We start from the raw sequence: 17,292 nt of genomic DNA on the forward strand, positions 1-17,292 counted from the left end.
CGCCTGCACCTCTCACCTGGTGCGGTAGTTCAAAGGAAGAACACGACGGCCTGACGACTGATCCGCCCTCTTAAACGCCGCCGGCGTGCGCAATTGGGTGGCATCCCCAGGGGCCCGGGAGCTGGATACGACTCCCGGGCTCCGCCACGTCCGCAGCCATGTCCGGCGTTCTCGATCAGCCGAGCCCGGGCCGGGGCCCGAGCGACCGCTGCGTGACCTTCTCCAGGTGCCGGGTGAAGGCCTCCCGGGCGTCCGGGGTCAGGGTGCGCAGCGCGACCAGGGCGGTGACCGCGACGTCGCACAGTTCCGACTGGACGTCGTCCCATGTGTGGGTCGTGCCCTTGCGGGGGTTCTGGCCGGTGGCGCCGACGACCGCCTGGGCCACCTCGCCGACCTCCTCCGACAGCTTCAGGATGCGCAGCAGCAGACCCTCCCGGCCGCCGACCGGGCGGTGGGTGTCCAGCCAGGCGTGCAGGTCGTCGATGGAGTCCCAGAGGTCGGGCGCGTGATCGGTCATGCGTGAAGCCTGGCAGACGGCACTGACAGCGTGTGCCGCCCGGGACGTTGACCGCTACTCCTCGAACAACGGCTCCTGCTCGCCCTCCTTCGCCCGCCGCAGCCGCCTGTTCCGCGCCCCGACCACCAGCGCGGTCGCCGCCGCCGTCACCCCGAACGCCGCCGGGAGCATCCAGCTCCGGTCCAGCACATGGCCGAGGGCGTGGTCCAGGGACAGGCGGCCCGCGCCCGTGACGGCGAGTCCGGCCGCGGTCAGGCCGAGGGTCGCGGCGTACTCGTAGCCGCCCTCCTGGTTGAAGAAGCCGTTCGGCGTGTGCACGGCTGCCGCGCCCGCCATCGCGCCGACCGCCGCCGCGCCCGCCGCCGGGGTGGCGAGCCCGAGCGCCAGCAGCGTGCCGCCGCCCGCTTCCGCCAGGCCCGCTGCCGTCGCGCTCGCCTTGCCCGGCGCGTAGCCGACGGTCTCCATGAACTGGCCGGTGCCCTCGAGGCCGTGCCCGCCGAACCAGCCGAACAGTTTCTGTGCGCCGTGCGCCGCCAGCACACCGCCCGCGCCCAGCCGCAGCAGCAGCAGGCCCACATCGCGTCGGTCGTACGAGGGCACGTCACGTCGGTCGCAGAACATCACAGTCGCTCTCCCGGGGCAGGCAGGCAGCCGGAGCACAGGCAGCCGGGGCAGTCGTATCGCCGCGACCGCCCTGCACAGACAGCGGGAGCGGTCGCTTCGCCGCCACCACCGTCGCATCACCGCCCCGGCGCGGCCCGCCGCCGGACGCCGTTCGGGTGGCCCTGGTGGCGGGGGCGGGCGGGCGGTACGACGCTGGCAGGCATGACGATTCAGACCACCCGCCTCAGCGACCCGGCCGTCCGCGCCTTCGTCACCGCCGTGAACAACCACGACCGCGAGGGCTTCATGGCGCTGCTCGCGCCCGGGGCCACCATGGCCGACGACGGCACCGACCGGGACCTCGCCGAGTGGACCGACCGCGAGATCTTCTCCTCGAACGGCCACATGGACGTCGACCGGGAGTCCGACAACGGCCGCACCCTCATCGTCCGCTATCGCAACGACACCTGGGGGGAGATGCGCACCCGCTGGAGCTTCGACGTGGCGGACGACGGCCGGATCACCCGCTTCGAGACCGGGCAGGCCTGAAAGGGCTGAAAGGGCCCGGCGGGCCCTGACACGGCAGCCGTTCCACGCCCCGGTGCGTTCCCGCGGTCCCGCGCGGGTCCACCCCCACCCGGTGGCGTGGAACGGCTGCCGCCTCCCCCCTGGATGTGGCCTGCGGAGGCTCCGTACGAAGCCTCGTGCTCCAAGTGTGAAGCTTTTGTGTAGAGAAGTTGAGCATAAGGCCTTCACCGGCCGCAATGGTGCGGAAATCCAAATTCCGCTTGTGTGGGCCGGGTCGGCCCGCTCAGGGTCGGTGTCCAGCCCTCAGCCACGCCCCACATACGGCATCGTCGTCGCCAGCACCGTGGCGAACTGCACGTTCGCCTCCAGTGGCAGCTCCGCCATGTGCCGCACCGTGCGCGCCACATCGGCGACGTCCATCACCGGCTCCGGCGCGACCTCCCCGCTGGCCTGCAACACCCCCGCCTCCATCGCCTTCGTCATGTCGGTCGCCGCGTTGCCGATGTCGATCTGGCCGACCGCGATCCGGTACGGCCGCCCGTCCAGCGACAGCGACTTGGTCAGGCCGGTCAGCGCGTGCTTGGTGGCGGTGTAGGCGACCGAGCGCGGCCGGGGCGTGTGGGCGGAGATCGAGCCGTTGTTGATGATCCGGCCGCCCTGCGGGTCCTGCTCCTTCATCTGCCGGTACGCCGCCTGCGCGCACAGGAACGCCCCGTTGAGGTTGGTGTCCACCACGTGCCGCCAGGCGTCGTAGGACAGGTCCTCCACGGGCACCCCGCCCGGCCCGAACGTCCCCGCGTTGTTGAACAGCAGGTCCACCCGGCCGAAGCGCTCCACCGTCGCCGTGAACAGCGCCGCCACGTCCACGGGGTTCGAGACGTCCGTGCGCACGGTCAGCGCGGTGCCGTCGGGGACGAGCGCCGCCGTCTCCTCAAGTGTCTCGGTACGGCGGCCCGCCAGGGCCAGTGACCAGCCGGCCCGCAGCAGTTCCACGGCCACCGCCCGGCCGATGCCCGAACCCGCGCCCGTGACGACGCCGATCCGCTGTTCCCGCTGTTCCTCGGTTGCCGTCATGAGTGGCGCCTCTCCTCGGTAGTTCTCGCACTGTTCATGGCTTCGCAGCGTACGTGCGACGCCCGGAACGGAACTCATCATTCCGACGTGCGATGGTCATGTTCGCGCCAATCGCCGGTCGTCCCGCGCCATTCGAATGCTCCCCGCAGCCACCGCACCGGGGAGGAACGGATGACACCCGCACACCACCGGCCCAGCCACCAGCACCCCCAGGCCGGCCCCTGCTTCGGCGCCCCCTTCGGCACCCACGCCCCCGAACTCCGCGCCGCCGCCCGCCACTTGAACCGCCGACGCTTCCTGACCGTGACCGGCGCCGCCGCCGCGCTCGCCTTCTCCGTCGGCCTGCCCGCCGCCGGCGCCGCGAGCGCCGCCGAACTCGACGCCGCCCAGCTCACCGACGACCCCTTCACCCTCGGCGTCGCCTCGGGCGACCCGCACCCCGACTCGGTCCTGCTGTGGACCCGCCTCGCGCCCACCCCGTACCAGGCCGACAGCGGACTGCCCGCTCAGCGCGTCACCGTCGGCTGGGAACTGGCCCTCGACGAGCGGTTCCGGCGCGTCGTCAGACGCGGCACGGCCACCGCCCACCCCGAGTTCCACCACACCGTGCACGTCGAGGCCGGCCACCTCGCCCCCGGCCACGTCTACTACTACCGCTTCCGCGCCGGCCGCTTCATCAGCCCCGTCGGCCGCACCCGCACCGCGCCCGCCGAGCGCGCCCTGTCCTCCGCGCTCACCTTCGCCCTCGCCTCGTGTCAGCGCTACGACCAGGGCTACTACACCGCCTACCGGCACCTGGCCGAGGACGACGTGGACGTCGTCATCCACCTCGGCGACTACCTCTACGAGTACGCCGTCAACTCCTCCGCCGGCGCCCGCGCCTACCCGGCCGGCACCCTGCCCGACCTGTTCAACCACGAGACGGTGACCCTGGAGGACTACCGCCTGCGGTACGCCCTCTACAAGAGCGACCCCGACCTCAGGGCCGCGCACGCCGCGCACCCCTTCGTCGTCACCTGGGACGACCACGAGACCGAGAACAACTACGCCGGCGACACCCCCGAGAACAGCGTCCCGCCGGAGGAGTTCCTGCTCCGGCGCGCCGCCGCCTACCGGGCCTACTGGGAGAACATGCCGCTGCGCCGCCCTCAGCTCCCCGACGGCCCCGACCTTCCGCTCTACCGCCGGCTGCACTGGGGCAGGCTGGCCCAGTTCGACGTCCTCGACACCCGCCAGTACCGCAGCAACCAGGCCTACGGCGACGGCTGGCAGTACCCCGGCCCCGAGTCCGAGGACCCGAGCCGCACGCTCACCGGTGACGCCCAGGAGCGCTGGCTGATCGACGGCTGGCACCGGTCGGACGCGGTGTGGAACGTCGTACCGCAGCAGGTCACCTTCTCCCGGCGGCACAACTCCACCACCCTGCCGTCGAAGGTCTCCATGGACTCCTGGGACGGATACCCGGCCTCACGCGAACGGGTGCTGGCCGGTGCGCAGGCCGCCGGTGTCCGGAACCTGATGGTCCTCACCGGCGACGTGCACGTCCACTACGGCTTCGACATCAAGCGCGACTTCGACGACCCGGACTCGGCGACCCTGGGCACCGAGATCGTCACCACGTCCGTCACCAGTGGCGGCAACGGCTCCGAGAAGCCGGCCAACTGGGACACCTACATGGCCGCCAACCCGCACATGAGGTTCTACAACGGCCGGCGCGGCTACGCGACGGTGTCCCTCGGCCGGGAGCTGGCGCGGGTCGACTACAGGACCGTCCCGCACGTGACCACGCAGGGCGCGCCGCTCACCACCGCTGCGTCCTTCGTCACCGAGGTCGGCGACCAGGGCCTCAAGCCGGCGTGACCACCGGCTCGTCCGCCGAGGACGCGTCCACCGCGTCCTCGCCCGGGTAGCGGACGCCGATGCGGTCCCTGATCGCGTCGAGCGTCCGCATCACCGCGAGCGTGCCGTCGAGCGGCACGAGCGGGGACTCCGTCTCGCCGGCCCGCAGCGCGCGCATCACCTCCGTCGCCTCGTGCCTGAGGCTGGCCCGCGGCCCGTCGGCCGGGTCGGCGGTGAACTCCTCGGCGTCCCGGCCGTCCCGGTGCAGCACGAACCGGTCCGGGAAGAAGAAGCCGTACGGGACGTCGATCCGCCCCTTGGAACCGGTCACCGAGGCGGACGTCGCCGTACCGCCGACGATGGAGCAGTGCACCGAGGCCAGCGCGCCCCCGCCGAAGGAGAGCAGCGCCCCCGTCTGCAGATCCACGCCCTCGTCCGAGAGCTGCGCCCGCGCCACCACGTCCGACGGCTCCCCGAGCAGCAGCTGCGCGAACGACACCGGATACACCCCGAGGTCCAGCAGCGCACCCCCGCCCAACTGCGGGTCCCGCAGCCGGTGCGCGGGCGGGAAGGGACCGGCCAGCCCGAAGTCCGCCTGCACACTGCGCACTTCACCGATCGCCCCGTCGTCGACCAGCGCCTTCAGCCGCCGGATCAGAGGGTTGCAGTACATCCACATCGCCTCCATCAGGAAGCGCCCGTTGCTCCGCGCCAGCGCGACCAGCTCCTGCGCCTCGCGCACGTTCAGCGTGAACGGCTTCTCGCACAGCACGTTCCGCCCGGCCTCCAGGCACAGCCCGGCCGCCACCCGGTGGGCCGTGTGCGGGGTGGCGACGTACACGACGTCGACCTCCTCGTCCCGCGCCAGCGACGCCCAGTCGCCGTACGCACGCGCGATCCCGAACCGCTCGGCGAACGCCTGCGCCGACTCCTGCGAGCGCGACGCCACCGCCACGACCTCCGCGTCCGGAAGATCCACCAGATCAGCCGTGAACGTCGCGGCGATCCCCCCGGTCGCGAGGATTCCCCAGCGCACCTTCTGCCCTGCCATCCGTCCCACCCCTGCTCGTGTCATCGACCACACGTACGAGCTGAGAGCATAGGGACCGGATGATTCGGAAAGGGAGGGGCCACATGCCCGAGGGTGGGGCGTCCACAACGAACTCGACAGCGACACCGGCGACGGCCCAGGGATCCGCGCCGACCGCCACCGCACGCCGCACCGGCCTGCTCGTCACGCTGATCCTGGGCGGACTGACCGCGACACCCCCGCTGGCGATGGACATGTACCTCCCCGCCCTCCCGGAGGTCACCCGGTCCCTGCACGCGCCCGCCGCCACCGTCCAGCTCACCCTCACCGCCTGCCTCGCCGGCATGGCGCTCGGGCAGCTGATCGTCGGCCCGATGAGCGACCGCTGGGGGCGCCGCAGGCCGCTGCTCATCGGCCTCGCCGTGTACGTCGTCGCCACCGCGCTGTGCGCCCTCGCGCCCACCGTCGAACTGCTCGTGGCCTTCCGGCTGGCGCAGGGGCTCGCGGGTGCGGCCGGCATCGTCATCGCCCGGGCCGTGGTCCGTGACCTGTACGACGGCGTGGCCATGGCCCGCTTCTTCTCCACGCTGATGCTGATCTCCGGCGTCGCGCCGATCGTGGCCCCGCTGATCGGCGGGCAGATCCTGCGGGTGACGGACTGGCGGGGCGTGTTCGTCGTCCTCACGGTGGTCGGAGTGCTGCTCGGGGTCGTCGTGTGGGCGAGGCTCCCGGAGACGCTGGCGCCCGCCGCCCGGCACGCCGGTGGGGTCGGGGAGGCCCTCGGCTCGATGCGCCGGCTGCTCGCCGACCGCTCCTTCACCGGTTATCTGCTCAGCGGCGGGTTCGCCTTCGCCGCCCTCTTCGCCTACATCGCCGCGTCCCCGTTCGTCGTCCAGGAGATCCACGGCGCCTCCCCGCAGACCTTCAGTCTGCTGTTCGGGCTCAACTCAGTCGGCCTGGTGATCGTGGGCCAGATCAACGGCAAGGTCCTGGTCGGCCGGGTCCGCCTGGACCGGGTCCTCGCCCTCGGCCTCGCCGTCGTCATCGTCGCCGCGTCCGCGCTGCTGCTGATGTCGCTGGGCGTGTTCGGTGAGGTGGGGCTGGCGCCGGTGGCCGCCGCGCTGTTCGTGCTGATGTCCGCGATGGGCATCACCCTGCCCAACACCCAGGCGCTCGCCCTGATGCGCGTCAAGCACGCCGCGGGCTCCGCGTCCGCGCTGCTCGGCACGTCGTCCTTCCTCATAGGCGCGATCGCCTCCCCGCTGGTCGGGATCGCCGGGGAGGACACCGCCGTCCCCATGGCCGTCGTCCAACTGGCCGCCGCGCTGGTGGCGCTGGCCTGCTTCATGGGACTGTGCCGCCCATGGCAGGGGCGTGCGCACGCGGAGGGCGACGGACGTACCAGCGGAGAGCGCGACGGACGTACCAGCGGAGAGGGCGACGGACGTCCGAGCGCGAAGGGAGCGGACAGCTGAGCGCACCGCGACTGCGCCCCGGCACACCGGAACGCGCCGGCCTCGACCCGGGAGAGCTGCGCCGCCTCGTCGCCGACGTGCGGGCCCTCACCTCCGGGGACCGCCCCTGGGCGGCGGGCGCCGTCGTGGTCGTCGGCCGCGGCCCGGTGATCGCCGTGGAGGAGGCGGCGGGCTGGGCCGTGCGCTACGCGGCGTGGGACGAGCGGACCGGCGCGGCGGTGGAGCTCCCGCCGGCCGAGCGCGTCCCGATGAGCGTCGACACCCCCTTCGACCTGGCCTCCCTGACCAAGCTGTTCACCTCGGTGGCGGCCGTGCAGCAGATCGAGCGGGGCACCCTGGGCATCGACGCACGCGTGGGCGCGTACCTGCCGGACTTCACGGCCGCCGTCCGCCACGGCATCACCGTGCGCCAGTTGCTCACCCACACCTCGGGCCTGCGCCCCGAACTCCCCTTGTACGACTGCGCCGACGACACCGAACGCCTGGACCTGCTCCGCGCGGAGGAACCCACCTCCCCGCCCGGCACGTACGGCTACTCCGACCTGAACATGCTGCTGCTCCAGCACGTCCTGGAACGCATCACCGGCCGCACCCTCGACACCCTGGTCCACGACGGCATCACCCGCCCCCTCGGCATGACGGCGACCGACTTCGGCCCCTGCCCCGGCGCGGCGGCCACGGAGGACCAGCGGCGGCCGTGGGCCAAGGCGGACCGGGGGATGCTGCGGGGCGAGGTGCACGACGAGAACGCCTGGGCGCTGGGCGGCGTCGCGGGTCACGCCGGACTGTTCTCCACGGGCCGCGACCTGGCGGTGTTCTGCCGCACCCTGCTGGCCGGCGGCTCCCACGGCCCCGCCCGCATCCTCGGCCCCGACTTCGTGGACCTCCTGTTCACACCCCCGGGTCTGGGATTCGCCCTGGACCAGCCCTGGTTCATGGGCGAGCTCGCCGGCCACGGAGCGGCAGGGCACACGGGCTTCACGGGAACGTCCCTGATCCTGGACCGCGCCACGGACACCTTCCTGATCCTCCTGGCGAACACGGTCCACCCCCGCCGCAGACCCCCGGACAGCCGCCCGAGGGCCGACGCGGCGACGACCCTCGCCAGGGCGGTCCTCCCCGGCCGGGGCCACGAACGTCCTACGGCGCCGCCGTCCGGGTGAGCACCAGGGACGGCGGCCCGTCCGGATCGGCACGGAACGCCACCGCCTCCCGGCCGTGCGGATAGAGCTGGACGCCGCCGATCCTGCCGAGCCCGCCGTCCTCGATCGCGAGGTAGACGAAGTCACCGGCCGCCCGGTCGTCGAGGAAGTCCCAGCTGCCGTGGAAGTCGGCGGGGCCGGACACCCCGTCGATCGACACATCGGTCGCGGAGAACGAACCGTCGGGATCGAGCCGGATCTCGCCGCCGGTCTCGTCATCGCGGTACACACCGGGCAACGCGTCGGCGTCGACCGAGCCCGCGCACCCCGAGGCGAGAACCGCGGAAGCGGCCAGCACCGCAGCGAGCCACCGTCCACCCGTCCCCTTGCTCATCACCGCGCCAGCGTATCGGTGCACGCAGGCCCCGACAGGCCCCCGTCACCCGCGCTATGCCTGCTGGACCTGGAACGACAGCCGTCCGCAATCGGGGCACACGATGGCCAGGACCGAGGGGTGGGGCCGGGCGGGGTGGGGATGCCGGGTGTGCGCACAGATCCAGCCCAGGTGGCGGCAGGCGCGGCGCACCGCCCGGACGAGCCACGGGACGAGCGCCAGCAGCGCCATCAGCACGATGCTCGTCCTCAGCGCCCACTGGTAGACGTCGTGCAGTGTGCCGCCGGGTCTCAGGGCGTCGATGGCCGGATGGCCGGCGGACACCAGCCAGACGCAGGTCGTGATGACGGCGACCAGGGCCGCATGGCGGACGATCACCCGCCAGCGCCGCCCGGTGCGGCGGCCGGTGATCGCCCTGGCCAACTCGGTCACCGGCATGGCCAGGACCGAGAGGATGTAGAGAACAGCCGACAGTCCGGGTATGCCGAAGACCATCTCTCAGTGCCCTTTCTCATAGACGACGAGAGGCCGGCGCAGCACGAATTCCTTCCATACGGCCGCCAGCAGGTGCCAACCGTTCAGCAGGCGCAGCACGAAGAACGACGGGAAGCTGACGAGTGCCTTTCCGAGCTCCGCGCGTCTGCGGGCGGCGAGCAGGACCGGCACGAGAATCAGTGGCGCGTCGACCACATAGCCGATCAGGAAGAGCGGACTGGCCGCGACGGCGAGGATCGGCAGGATCAGCAGAAAGAAGAGAGACCCGACGATTCCGTCGATGAGCGAGGCCATGGCGAGCCAGAAGAGATAGGGGATTCTGAGAATCCCCCGCCAATGCAGCTGAACGTTCTGCAGAAAAGCATGCGACCACCGCCTGAGCTGCTTGGCCATGAACGCGTAGGTGTGCGGTTCCACGGGATAGCAGACGGCCTGCGGGAAGAAACGGACCTTCCAGCCGAGCTGATACAGCGTCCAGGTGAGGTCCATGTCCTCGGCCATGGTGCGCGTCGACCAGCCGCCGGCGGCACGGAGCGCGTCACTGCGGTACATGGACAGGCAGCCGGAGGCGATCATCGGCCTCCGGTAGAAATCCTGCACCTCCTTGAAACAGGAGAAGGAGAAGAGGTACTCGATGTACCGGCCGCGCTCCCACACCGACCGCACATGCCGTGGCACCACGAAGCCGCAGGCCGCGGCGACTTCGGGATCGTCGAACGCCGCGGAGAGCCTCTCGATGGCGTCCGGGGCCAGGGCGGTGTCCGCGTCGAGAACCATCGTCAGGGAGGTGTCGACATGCCCGTTCAGGGCGAAATTCTGCGCTCCGGCCTTGGTGCCGGTGTTGGTCTCCGGCCGGATGACCTTCACGCCGTAGGAGCGTGCCACTTGGCCGGTGTCGTCGGTCGAGCAGTCGTCGACGACGATGATGCCGGTCGGCTTCAGCGTCTGTGTCTGAAGCGATCGAATGGTGTCACCGACATGGTCCGCTTCGTTGTACGCCGGAACGATGACGGTCACATCCAGCAGGCCATGTGACGTTTTCACAACGTCACGTTAAGGCGGCCTCGCGGGACGCGCATGACGACCGACCGCCATTCGGTGTCAGAGACCGTTCAGCCCTTCATGGAGGGCGTCGACGAGCGTGCCTCTGTCGTCGTCCCCGCCGAGCGTCCAGATCATGACACCGCCCAGCTGCTCCTCCCGGACGAAGGCGGCCTTGTCCTTCACGGCCGTGGCGTCGTCGTACGTCCAGAAACTCCCGCTCTCCGCGTCGTACTTCCATGCGGCCCGGGCGGTGGGGTCGCGGAAGACCCTGCCGGGCTGCCGGGCGATGAACCGGTAGTCCTTCGTCGGTACGGCGGACTCGGCCTCCTGGTACAGCCCGTTGTTCGTCGGGGGGACGCCCTTCCAGCCGTAGCCGTAGAAAGGGACACCCACGACGACCTTCCGCTTCGGAACGCCCGCCTTCACATACGCACGGGCCGCCTCCATGACGCTGATGTGCCGGCTCTCGACGCCCTCGCCCGCGCTGCGCCGGAGGTTGGCGCTGTGGTCGGTCGGCCCGTTGGCGGACCACGGGCCGGCGAAGTCGTACGTCATGACGGTGAGGAAGTCCGCGTACCGGGCGACCTCGGCGGCCTCGATCCTCTCCCGCTTGCGCGGGCTGGGAGGGAGGGCCGCCGACAGCAGGTAGGCGCGTTTCCGCTCGCGGCCCACCTCGTCGAGCTGCCGTCGGAACTCCGCCATCAGAAGGGTGAAGTTGCGGGTGTCCTCCGGGCGGTACCGGTGGCCGTGGGCGTTCGGGTACGCCGGGTACTCCCAGTCGATGTCGATGCCGTCGAAGACCCCGAAGCCGGAGCCCGGCCCGCCCTCGGTGGTCTCCTCACCGGGGAGCTCCGGCAGGTTGCCCTTGATGAACAGCTCCACGCAGGAGGTGACGAGCTTTCTGCGGGAGTCCGCCGTCAGGGCGCTGTCGGAGAAGTGCGCGGACATCAGCGACAGGACGATCTTCAGGTGGGGGTGGCGCTGTTTGAGCTTGCGCAGTTGGTTGAAGTTGCCCTTGAGGCTCTGCTCCGGACGGTCCGCGACGCCGTCCACGGACTCGGCGGCGGTGGCCGGCCGCTGGTAGTCGGCCCAGGCGTCGCTGAGAGGTGTGTGGTTCGCCTCGATGCACACGCCGTCCTCGGTCACCTGGGCGAAGGCGTAGTTGACGACGGTGAGCTTGGCGGCGGCGCGGTCGATGTCCTTGACGTGGAAGCCGCCCCAGACACCCCACCCGGGGAAATACCCGACGCGCTCGCCGACAAGTGCACCGCCGGCGTCGCTGCCACCCGGAGCACCCGGAGCACCCGGAGCGCCCGGAGCGCCGGGAGCGCCGGGAAGGCCGGGAGAGCGCGGAGGGCCCGGAGTCCCCGAGGCGCCGGGAGCACCCGAAGCGCCCGGAGTCCCCGGAGTCCCCGGGGTGCCCGAGGCGCCGGGAGCACCCGGAGCACCCGGAGTCCCCGGGGTGCCCGAGGCGCCCGGTGGCACGGCGGCCACCAGCGCGGCCGACAGACCTGCGGCGATCAGCCCGGCGGTGAACGGCCCGCGCCGTGTGCCTCGCACTCCTGCGCTCATGAAGCTCCCTCGGTCCGGTCCCCTGCGCAAGCCATGGTCCGAAACCCACCGCCCCACCAGCCGCAGCCCCGCCCACACCCCACCCAACCCCGCCGCAATGGCCGCACCCTGCAGGGGCTCCCTTCCGGCCGACCGAGTTCGCCGGGGGGTACCTCTTGACCTACCGAGTCGGGTGGTGGGTGGGCGAGGGGGCGGGGGCTGGGGGCGGAGCTCCCAGGGGCGGTCACCGTAGAATCCCGGGGTGAACGCCGCCGACACCCTCCGCTCCGCCCTCGCCGGCCTCCTCGACGGGCTCCCGCCCCGCCAGGCCGGCCAAGCCGTCGAGCGGCTGATCGCCACCTACCGCGGCGCCACCCCCACCCACGCCCCCATCCTCCGCGACCGCGCCGACGTCGCCGCCTACGCGGCCTACCGCATGCCCGCGACCTTCGAGGCGGTCCACGAGGCCCTGGCGGCGTTCGCGGCAGCGGTCCCGGACTGGACCCCCACCGCCCACACCGACCTCGGCGGCGGCACCGGCGCCGCCGCCTGGGCCGTGACCGCGACCTGGCCCGGCGAGCGCCGCGTCACCGTGCTCGACTGGGCCGAGCCCGCCCTCGCCCTCGGCCGCGAGCTCGCCACCGCCAACCCGGACCTCGGCAAAGCCGAGTGGCATCGCACCCGTATCGGCCCTGCGCTCAGCCTCGACCGCACGGACCTCGTCACCGTCTCCTACGTCCTGAACGAGCTGACCGCCCCCGACCGCGCCGCCCTCGTCGACACCGCCGCCGACGCCGCGCAGGCCGTCGTGATCGTCGAACCCGGCACCCCCGACGGCTACGCCCGCGTCATCGAGGCCCGCGACCGGCTGATCACCGCCGGTTTCCGCATCGCCGCCCCCTGCCCGCACAGCGCCGTCTGCCCCATCGTCCCCGGCACGGACTGGTGCCACTTCTCGGCCAGGGTCAGCCGCTCCTCACTGCACCGTCAGGTCAAGGGCGGCTCGCTCGCCTACGAGGACGAGAAGTTCAGCTACGTCGCCGCCACCCGGCAGCCGGTCACCCCGGCTCCCGCCCGCGTCGTCCGCAAGCCGCAGATCCGCAAGGGTCAGGTCCTGCTCGACCTGTGCGAGACGGACCCCGCCCTGCGCCGCGCCACGGTCACCAAGCGCCACGGCGACCTGTACCGGGCGGCCAGGGACACCACCTGGGGCGCCCCCTGGCCCCCCGCCGATCACTGACGACTCACTCCCGCTCCTCCCGCTCCTCCTGCTCCGCCCGCTTCTCCTGCAGCCTGCGCAGCAACTCCCGCTTCTGGGCCCGCGGATCGAGCCCGCCCCCGATACGGCCGCCGCGCTCACCTCCGCGCAGTGCCCTGCGGCCGAGGTGCTGCCGCGTACCTCCGACCCCGAGCATGTTCCCGGCTCCGCCACGCGCCATGGTGGTCTCCCTTCCTCACCCTCATGCAACGAGACGTATCGTCTCGGCCCGAACACCGACCACTCTCCGGCGAGACGCACCGTCTTGTCAACCTGATAAATTCGACTCCATGGCCACCAACCCGCAGTCCACCCCCGACGCCTCCCGCCGCAGCGAGCGCTCCCGCCGCGCGATCTACGAAGCCGCCCTCGCCCTCGTCGCGGAGGTCGGCTACCCGAAGACCACCATCGAGGGCATCGCCGCCCGCGCCGGAGTGGGGAAGCAGACGATCTACCGGTGGTGGTCGTCCAAGGCCGACGTCCTGCTGGAGGCCTTCCTCGACCTGGGCGAGCAGGCCGCCGAGGCCGCCGGACAGCTGCCGTACGCCATCCCCGACACCGGTGACCTCGCCGCCGACCTCAAGGGCGTCCTGCGCGCCACGGTCGACGAACTCAAGAACCCCGCCTTCGAGGCGCCCTCACGCGCCCTGGCCGCCGAGGGCGTGGTCAACGAGGAACTCGGCCGCCGATTCGTGGCCAAGCTGCTCCTGCCGCAGCTCCAGCTCTACGTCGACCGGCTGCGCTCCGCGCAGGAGGCCGGCCAGGTCCGCCCCGACATCGACCCGCGCATCGCGCTGGAACTCTTCGTCTCCCCGCTCGCCCAGCGCTGGCTCCAGTACACGGGCCCGATCAGCTACGAGTACACCGACACCCTCGTCGACTACGCCCTCCACGGCCTGGCCCCCCGCTGAGGAATGCCCCCCTCGTCCCACCTGCACCGATTGTGGGCTCCGGCCCCCCGATGCGCACGATGGTGCGACCATAGGGCATGCTGGAGCGCACGACGGCGAGGCGAGGGGATAGATGAGCGCGGAGTTCGGCGGCCGGACCGGCCGGCAGGGCAAACTCTCCCAGTGGCTGCGTGGACGCCGCCCGAAGCAGACCGCCGACGACGGCGGCCGTGAGGCCCTGCTGCTCGCCACCGCCGCCGTGGGCCTGCCGCTCGCACCCGCAGCCCACCCCGTCGGATACCGCTGCTCCTGCGACCGCGTCGGCTGTCCCACCCCGGCCCGGCATCCGGTGTCCTTCGCCTGGCAGACCCAGTCGACCACCGACCGCGCCCAGATCGAGCGCTGGGCCCGCCATCAGCCGCAGGCCAACTTCATCACCGCGACCGGCATGGTGCACGACGTCCTCGACGTGCCCCTCGTGGCCGGCCGCGAGGCGCTCACGCGCCTGCTCGACGCCGGTGTGGAGGTCGGCCCGGTCGCCGAGAGCGACGACGGCCGCATGCTGTTCTTCACCCTCACCCGCGGCACCCCCGAGGACGAGGACGAGTGGTGGCCGTGCGAGCTGGACTGCCATCCGGAGACCATGGACGAGCACCCGGGCCTGCGCTGGCACTGCCGCGGCTCCTACGTCCTGGTACCCCCCGCCCGCCTCCCCGGCGACGACGCCCCGTCGGTCCGCTGGCTACGCGGCCCGGAGCACCCGCTCCCCGACCCCCTGACCCTCCTGGAAGTCCTCACCGACTCCTGCGCCCGCCACGCGTCCACTCACCAGGACCCCGCCGGCACGGCCTGGCCCCTGCGTCACCACTGACGGCGAAGTCCGGCCGCAGCCGACTCGAAGGGGCCCCCACCGGGCCTACTCGCCCTTCGCCGACGTAAGCCCCTGAATCCGCCCGAGAATCTCGACCTCGCCCTCCGCCGGATCCAACGCCACCTCGTTCGACACGAACTGCATCGTCAGCGACTGCCGTATCTCCCCGGTGGTCAGCGCCAGCACGTCCTTGTTGGGCGTCGGCACCGACGCCCCCGCCGCGGCCGTCTGCTTCTCGAAGTGACGCGTGGTGAAGAACACCAGGGCGCCCCCGTCCTTCGTCCGCAAGGCCAGCGGCTGGTAGTCACCGTTCGTCATCGGCTCGTCGATGTACTGCGTGACCAGACCGGGCCGCTCCGACTTCTTCTTCCGCAGCGCCCGCCACGCGCTCGTGTGCGGTCCCACCGCGAATGCGTCCCCGCCGTCCTTCAGATACGTCGCGTACCCCTGGCTCAGCTCGCCCGGCGGCACCGCCACGTCCGTGGCGTTCGCGGGGACCGCCTCCGCCCAGCCGTCCTGGTCCGTCTTGAACTCCGGCACGTCGTCCGGGGCGACCAGCGTCAGATACGCCACTTCCCAGGTCTCGTCCAGGCCGCTGCGGGTGAACACCAGCAGCCAGCGCGCCTCGCCGCCCTTGTTGCCGGCCGCGTCGGCGAGGAACCAGCGCGGCCAGCCCGCCTTCTTCGGGATGGTGAACTTCGCGTCGGTGAGCTTCAGCGGCGCGTGCGAGGGATTGCCGTCCGGGTTGTTGGCCTTCCCGGCCGTCAGCCGCGCCTTGTCGATGTCGGCGAGCGCCCCGGTGGTGTGCTCGGCGTCCAGGGAACTGTCGTACGCCTCATCGGCCTTGTTGTAGGCGGTGGTGAACTGCTGGAGCGCCCTCGCGGCCTCCGCGCGGGTGGTGGCCGGGAGCACCTCGCGCTCGCCGTGCACCACCACACAGCCACTGGCGGTCACCGACACGGCGGCCGTCAGCAGCACGCACTTCTCAAGTCTGCGGAGCCTGCGGTGCCTTCGAAGGCCGAGATCCCTGATCATCCGGTTCCTTCACCTTCCCCTTCCCGGAGGCGAACCCTACCGGGGCCGGGTGCGGGGCGGACGAGGGGACCGGTCGTCGCGGGCCGGAAGGCCCACCGCCCGGGGCACGGAGGCAGCACGCGCGATGCTTGAATGCCCCCGTGACTGACTACGACGTGCTGCGCGTCTTCTGCGGGCCTCGCGGCGGCTACGGCAACGAACTCGGCGTCGTCCGCGACGGTTCCGTGCTGCCCGAGCGGAGCGAGCGGCAGGCGTTGGCCGCGAAGCTCGGGTTCAGCGCGACCGTGTTCGTCGACGACCCCGAGCGCGGGGTGATCGACCTCTACACGCCCACGCTGCGGCTGCCGTTCGCCGGACACCCCTGCGTCGGCACGGCCTGGCTGCTCGACGTCCCCGAACTCCTCACGCCCGCCGGGGTGGTGGGGGCCCGGCAGGACGGGGAGTTCTGCTGGATCGAGGCGCGCCCGGAGTGGGCGCCGCCGTACACCCTGCGCCAGTACGCCACCGCCGCCGAGGTGGACGCCCTGCCGGTGCCGCCGAAGGGCGGGCGAAGCGAGAGGGAAGTCCCCCCGGACGAAGTCCGGGGGAGGATCTACGCCTGGGCCTGGGAGGACGAGGCGGCGGGCCGGGTGCGCGCCCGGGCCTTCCCCGGTCGCGACGACGGCATTGACGAGGACGAGGCGACGGGCGCGGCGGCGCTGCTGCTCACCGCCCGGCTGGACCGGGCTCTCAACATCACGCAGGGCGCGGGCTCACAGCTCCTCACGGCACCCCAGCCGCACGGCTGGGTGGAGATCGGCGGGCGGGTCGTCCTGGAGAGGTAGGGCGGCCGGCCGTGCTCACGCCGACAGCGGGAACTCCTCGCCCAGCGCCCGGAAGACCCCGGTGTTCAGCGCGAACGCCGCCTTGCACTCGGCCACGATCCGCTGCTTCTCCAGATCGTCCGCCGGCAGTCCGTCCAGCAGCTCCCGGTACGTGCGCTTGAACGCCGCGGGGTTGGAGATCTCCTCGAACACGTAGAAGCGCACTCCGTCGCCCTTGCGGGCGAAGCCCCACGTCTTCTCGGCCTTGTCGCGGATGATCTGCCCGCCGGACAGGTCGCCGAGGTAGCGCGTGTAGTGGTGGGCGACATAACCGCCGGGCCAGCGCTCGGCGCACTCCCGCACACGGTCCGCGTACGCCCGGGTCGCCGGCAGCGCCGACAGGGACGCCCGCCACGAGGCGCCGCGCAGATGCTCCAGGTCCCGCTCCAGCGAGGCCAGGCGCATCAGCTCCGGCCGGACGAAGGGGCCGGCCACCGGGTCCGACGCCAGCCGGCCGGCGGGCGTCTCCAGTGCCTCGTAGACGAACCACAGCTGCTCGGTGTAGCGCGCGTACGCGTCGACGCCGAGCCGCCCGCCCAGCAGGTCGCTCATGAACGTCGAGGTCTCCGCCTCCACGTGCTGTTCGTGGGACGCGGTGCGGATGAGCGTCGAGAAGGAGTCCATACGACCGATCTTCTGTGGTTAGGCTTACCTAAGTCAATAGGTTTGCCGACGGGCTGTCG

General features: G+C 72.0%; 19 protein-coding genes and 1 pseudogene. 8 read left to right on the forward strand and 12 right to left on the reverse strand.

Annotated features, from left to right (window positions below):
• Nucleotides 1-175: 175 nt before the first annotated feature.
• Together AB0412_RS01865 and AB0412_RS01870 are read right to left on the reverse strand one after the other, a co-directional pair.
• On the reverse strand, nt 176-517 hold the full coding sequence (locus tag AB0412_RS01865; RefSeq protein WP_366400461.1) for a MazG-like family protein: 342 nt from the start codon (nt 515-517) through the stop codon (nt 176-178).
• A gap of 54 nt (nt 518-571) precedes the next feature.
• Entirely contained in the window at nt 572-1,117 is a 546-nt protein-coding gene (locus AB0412_RS01870; RefSeq protein WP_366400462.1) for a DoxX family membrane protein, read from the reverse strand.
• Nucleotides 1,118-1,342: 225 nt separating this feature from the next.
• On the opposite strand from AB0412_RS01870, the gene AB0412_RS01875 reads away from it, so the two are divergent.
• Nucleotides 1,343-1,669 (forward strand): nuclear transport factor 2 family protein, encoded by a 327-nt coding sequence (locus AB0412_RS01875; RefSeq protein ID WP_366400463.1) that lies wholly within the window; start codon nt 1,343-1,345, stop codon nt 1,667-1,669.
• Nucleotides 1,670-1,951: 282 nt separating this feature from the next.
• Here AB0412_RS01875 and AB0412_RS01880 read toward each other — a convergent pair whose 3' ends face one another.
• Nucleotides 1,952-2,722: an SDR family oxidoreductase gene (locus AB0412_RS01880; protein WP_366400464.1), complete on the reverse strand. Its 771-nt coding sequence runs from the start codon at nt 2,720-2,722 to the stop codon at nt 1,952-1,954.
• Nucleotides 2,723-2,893: 171 nt separating this feature from the next.
• On the opposite strand from AB0412_RS01880, the gene AB0412_RS01885 reads away from it, so the two are divergent.
• Nucleotides 2,894-4,582 (forward strand): alkaline phosphatase D family protein, encoded by a 1,689-nt coding sequence (locus tag AB0412_RS01885; RefSeq protein ID WP_366400465.1) that lies wholly within the window; start codon nt 2,894-2,896, stop codon nt 4,580-4,582.
• Here AB0412_RS01885 and AB0412_RS01890 read toward each other — a convergent pair.
• Entirely contained in the window at nt 4,569-5,612 is a 1,044-nt protein-coding gene (locus AB0412_RS01890; protein WP_366400466.1) for a Gfo/Idh/MocA family oxidoreductase, read from the reverse strand. The genes AB0412_RS01885 and AB0412_RS01890 overlap by 14 nt on opposite strands.
• A gap of 83 nt (nt 5,613-5,695) precedes the next feature.
• Between AB0412_RS01890 and AB0412_RS01895 the strand changes: the two genes are divergently transcribed.
• Both AB0412_RS01895 and AB0412_RS01900 read left to right on the forward strand, forming a co-directional pair.
• Nucleotides 5,696-7,066 (forward strand): multidrug effflux MFS transporter, encoded by a 1,371-nt coding sequence (locus AB0412_RS01895; protein ID WP_366400467.1) that lies wholly within the window; start codon nt 5,696-5,698, stop codon nt 7,064-7,066.
• Between the two features lie 11 nt (nt 7,067-7,077).
• A complete protein-coding gene (locus tag AB0412_RS01900) occupies nt 7,078-8,229 on the forward strand; it encodes a serine hydrolase domain-containing protein (RefSeq protein WP_366400805.1) in 1,152 nt (383 codons plus the stop codon).
• Here the strand turns inward: AB0412_RS01900 and AB0412_RS01905 are convergent.
• Genes AB0412_RS01905 through AB0412_RS01920 form a run of 4 tightly spaced genes read right to left on the reverse strand, consistent with a single transcriptional unit; the run spans nt 8,207 to nt 11,713 of the window.
• Entirely contained in the window at nt 8,207-8,602 is a 396-nt protein-coding gene (locus AB0412_RS01905; protein ID WP_366400468.1) for a hypothetical protein, read from the reverse strand. The two genes, AB0412_RS01900 and AB0412_RS01905, sit on opposite strands and share 23 nt — an antisense overlap.
• Nucleotides 8,603-8,656: 54 nt before the next feature.
• Complete coding sequence (locus AB0412_RS01910) at nt 8,657-9,097, reverse strand: hypothetical protein (protein ID WP_366400469.1); 441 nt, start codon at nt 9,095-9,097, stop codon at nt 8,657-8,659.
• A 3-nt stretch (nt 9,098-9,100) separates the two neighbouring features.
• Nucleotides 9,101-10,141 carry a glycosyltransferase gene (locus tag AB0412_RS01915; RefSeq protein ID WP_366400470.1) on the reverse strand — a complete coding sequence of 347 codons (1,041 nt, stop codon included), beginning with the start codon at nt 10,139-10,141 and terminating at the stop codon, nt 9,101-9,103.
• A gap of 57 nt (nt 10,142-10,198) precedes the next feature.
• Complete coding sequence (locus tag AB0412_RS01920; RefSeq protein WP_366400471.1) at nt 10,199-11,713, reverse strand: glycoside hydrolase family 18 protein; 1,515 nt, start codon at nt 11,711-11,713, stop codon at nt 10,199-10,201.
• A 241-nt stretch (nt 11,714-11,954) separates the two neighbouring features.
• On the opposite strand from AB0412_RS01920, the gene AB0412_RS01925 reads away from it, so the two are divergent.
• Nucleotides 11,955-12,932 carry a small ribosomal subunit Rsm22 family protein gene (locus AB0412_RS01925; protein WP_366400472.1) on the forward strand — a complete coding sequence of 326 codons (978 nt, stop codon included), beginning with the start codon at nt 11,955-11,957 and terminating at the stop codon, nt 12,930-12,932.
• A gap of 4 nt (nt 12,933-12,936) precedes the next feature.
• Here the strand turns inward: AB0412_RS01925 and AB0412_RS01930 are convergent, their stop codons facing one another.
• Nucleotides 12,937-13,131, reverse strand: coding sequence for a DUF6243 family protein (locus AB0412_RS01930; protein ID WP_366400473.1), 195 nt, complete (start codon nt 13,129-13,131; stop codon nt 12,937-12,939).
• A 109-nt stretch (nt 13,132-13,240) separates the two neighbouring features.
• On the opposite strand from AB0412_RS01930, the gene AB0412_RS01935 reads away from it, so the two are divergent.
• Complete coding sequence (locus tag AB0412_RS01935; RefSeq protein ID WP_366400474.1) at nt 13,241-13,861, forward strand: TetR/AcrR family transcriptional regulator; 621 nt, start codon at nt 13,241-13,243, stop codon at nt 13,859-13,861.
• A 112-nt stretch (nt 13,862-13,973) separates the two neighbouring features.
• Entirely contained in the window at nt 13,974-14,711 is a 738-nt protein-coding gene (locus AB0412_RS01940; RefSeq protein ID WP_366400475.1) for a bifunctional DNA primase/polymerase, read from the forward strand.
• A 45-nt stretch (nt 14,712-14,756) separates the two neighbouring features.
• Here the strand turns inward: AB0412_RS01940 and AB0412_RS01945 are convergent, their stop codons facing one another.
• Nucleotides 14,757-15,746 carry a hypothetical protein gene (locus AB0412_RS01945; RefSeq protein ID WP_366400476.1) on the reverse strand — a complete coding sequence of 330 codons (990 nt, stop codon included), beginning with the start codon at nt 15,744-15,746 and terminating at the stop codon, nt 14,757-14,759.
• Nucleotides 15,697-15,816, reverse strand: a pseudogene (locus AB0412_RS01950) (iron transporter); the annotation flags it as partial. The gene AB0412_RS01945 and the pseudogene AB0412_RS01950, both read right to left, overlap by 50 nt.
• 70 nt (nt 15,817-15,886) lie before the next feature.
• Here AB0412_RS01950 and AB0412_RS01955 point away from each other — a divergent pair.
• Nucleotides 15,887-16,570: a PhzF family phenazine biosynthesis protein gene (locus AB0412_RS01955; RefSeq protein ID WP_366400477.1), complete on the forward strand. Its 684-nt coding sequence runs from the start codon at nt 15,887-15,889 to the stop codon at nt 16,568-16,570.
• Nucleotides 16,571-16,585: 15 nt separating this feature from the next.
• On the opposite strand, the gene AB0412_RS01960 is transcribed toward AB0412_RS01955, so the two are convergent.
• Nucleotides 16,586-17,233 (reverse strand): biliverdin-producing heme oxygenase, encoded by a 648-nt coding sequence (locus AB0412_RS01960; protein ID WP_366400478.1) that lies wholly within the window; start codon nt 17,231-17,233, stop codon nt 16,586-16,588.
• Between the last annotated feature and the right edge of the window lie 59 nt (nt 17,234-17,292).

Origin of the sequence: Streptomyces sp. NPDC052012 (assembly GCF_040689265.1) — a bacterium.
GTDB lineage: Bacteria > Actinomycetota > Actinomycetes > Streptomycetales > Streptomycetaceae > Streptomyces.

Excerpts from the sequence above, each read along its gene's own strand:
- AB0412_RS01880 (WP_366400464.1), bottom strand. The coding sequence starts at position 2,722 with ATGACGGCAACCGAGGAACAGCGGGAACAGCGGATCGGCGTCGTCACG.
- AB0412_RS01930 (WP_366400473.1), bottom strand. The coding sequence starts at position 13,131 with ATGGCGCGTGGCGGAGCCGGGAACATGCTCGGGGTCGGAGGTACGCGG.
- AB0412_RS01945 (WP_366400476.1), bottom strand. The coding sequence starts at position 15,746 with ATGATCAGGGATCTCGGCCTTCGAAGGCACCGCAGGCTCCGCAGACTT.
- AB0412_RS01960 (WP_366400478.1), bottom strand. The coding sequence starts at position 17,233 with ATGGACTCCTTCTCGACGCTCATCCGCACCGCGTCCCACGAACAGCAC.
- AB0412_RS01875 (WP_366400463.1), top strand. The coding sequence starts at position 1,343 with ATGACGATTCAGACCACCCGCCTCAGCGACCCGGCCGTCCGCGCCTTC.
- AB0412_RS01910 (WP_366400469.1), bottom strand. The coding sequence starts at position 9,097 with ATGGTCTTCGGCATACCCGGACTGTCGGCTGTTCTCTACATCCTCTCG.
- AB0412_RS01890 (WP_366400466.1), bottom strand. The coding sequence starts at position 5,612 with ATGGCAGGGCAGAAGGTGCGCTGGGGAATCCTCGCGACCGGGGGGATC.
- AB0412_RS01920 (WP_366400471.1), bottom strand. The coding sequence starts at position 11,713 with ATGAGCGCAGGAGTGCGAGGCACACGGCGCGGGCCGTTCACCGCCGGG.
- AB0412_RS01895 (WP_366400467.1), top strand. The coding sequence starts at position 5,696 with ATGCCCGAGGGTGGGGCGTCCACAACGAACTCGACAGCGACACCGGCG.
- AB0412_RS01905 (WP_366400468.1), bottom strand. The coding sequence starts at position 8,602 with ATGAGCAAGGGGACGGGTGGACGGTGGCTCGCTGCGGTGCTGGCCGCT.
- AB0412_RS01865 (WP_366400461.1), bottom strand. The coding sequence starts at position 517 with ATGACCGATCACGCGCCCGACCTCTGGGACTCCATCGACGACCTGCAC.
- AB0412_RS01885 (WP_366400465.1), top strand. The coding sequence starts at position 2,894 with ATGACACCCGCACACCACCGGCCCAGCCACCAGCACCCCCAGGCCGGC.
- AB0412_RS01940 (WP_366400475.1), top strand. The coding sequence starts at position 13,974 with ATGAGCGCGGAGTTCGGCGGCCGGACCGGCCGGCAGGGCAAACTCTCC.
- AB0412_RS01935 (WP_366400474.1), top strand. The coding sequence starts at position 13,241 with ATGGCCACCAACCCGCAGTCCACCCCCGACGCCTCCCGCCGCAGCGAG.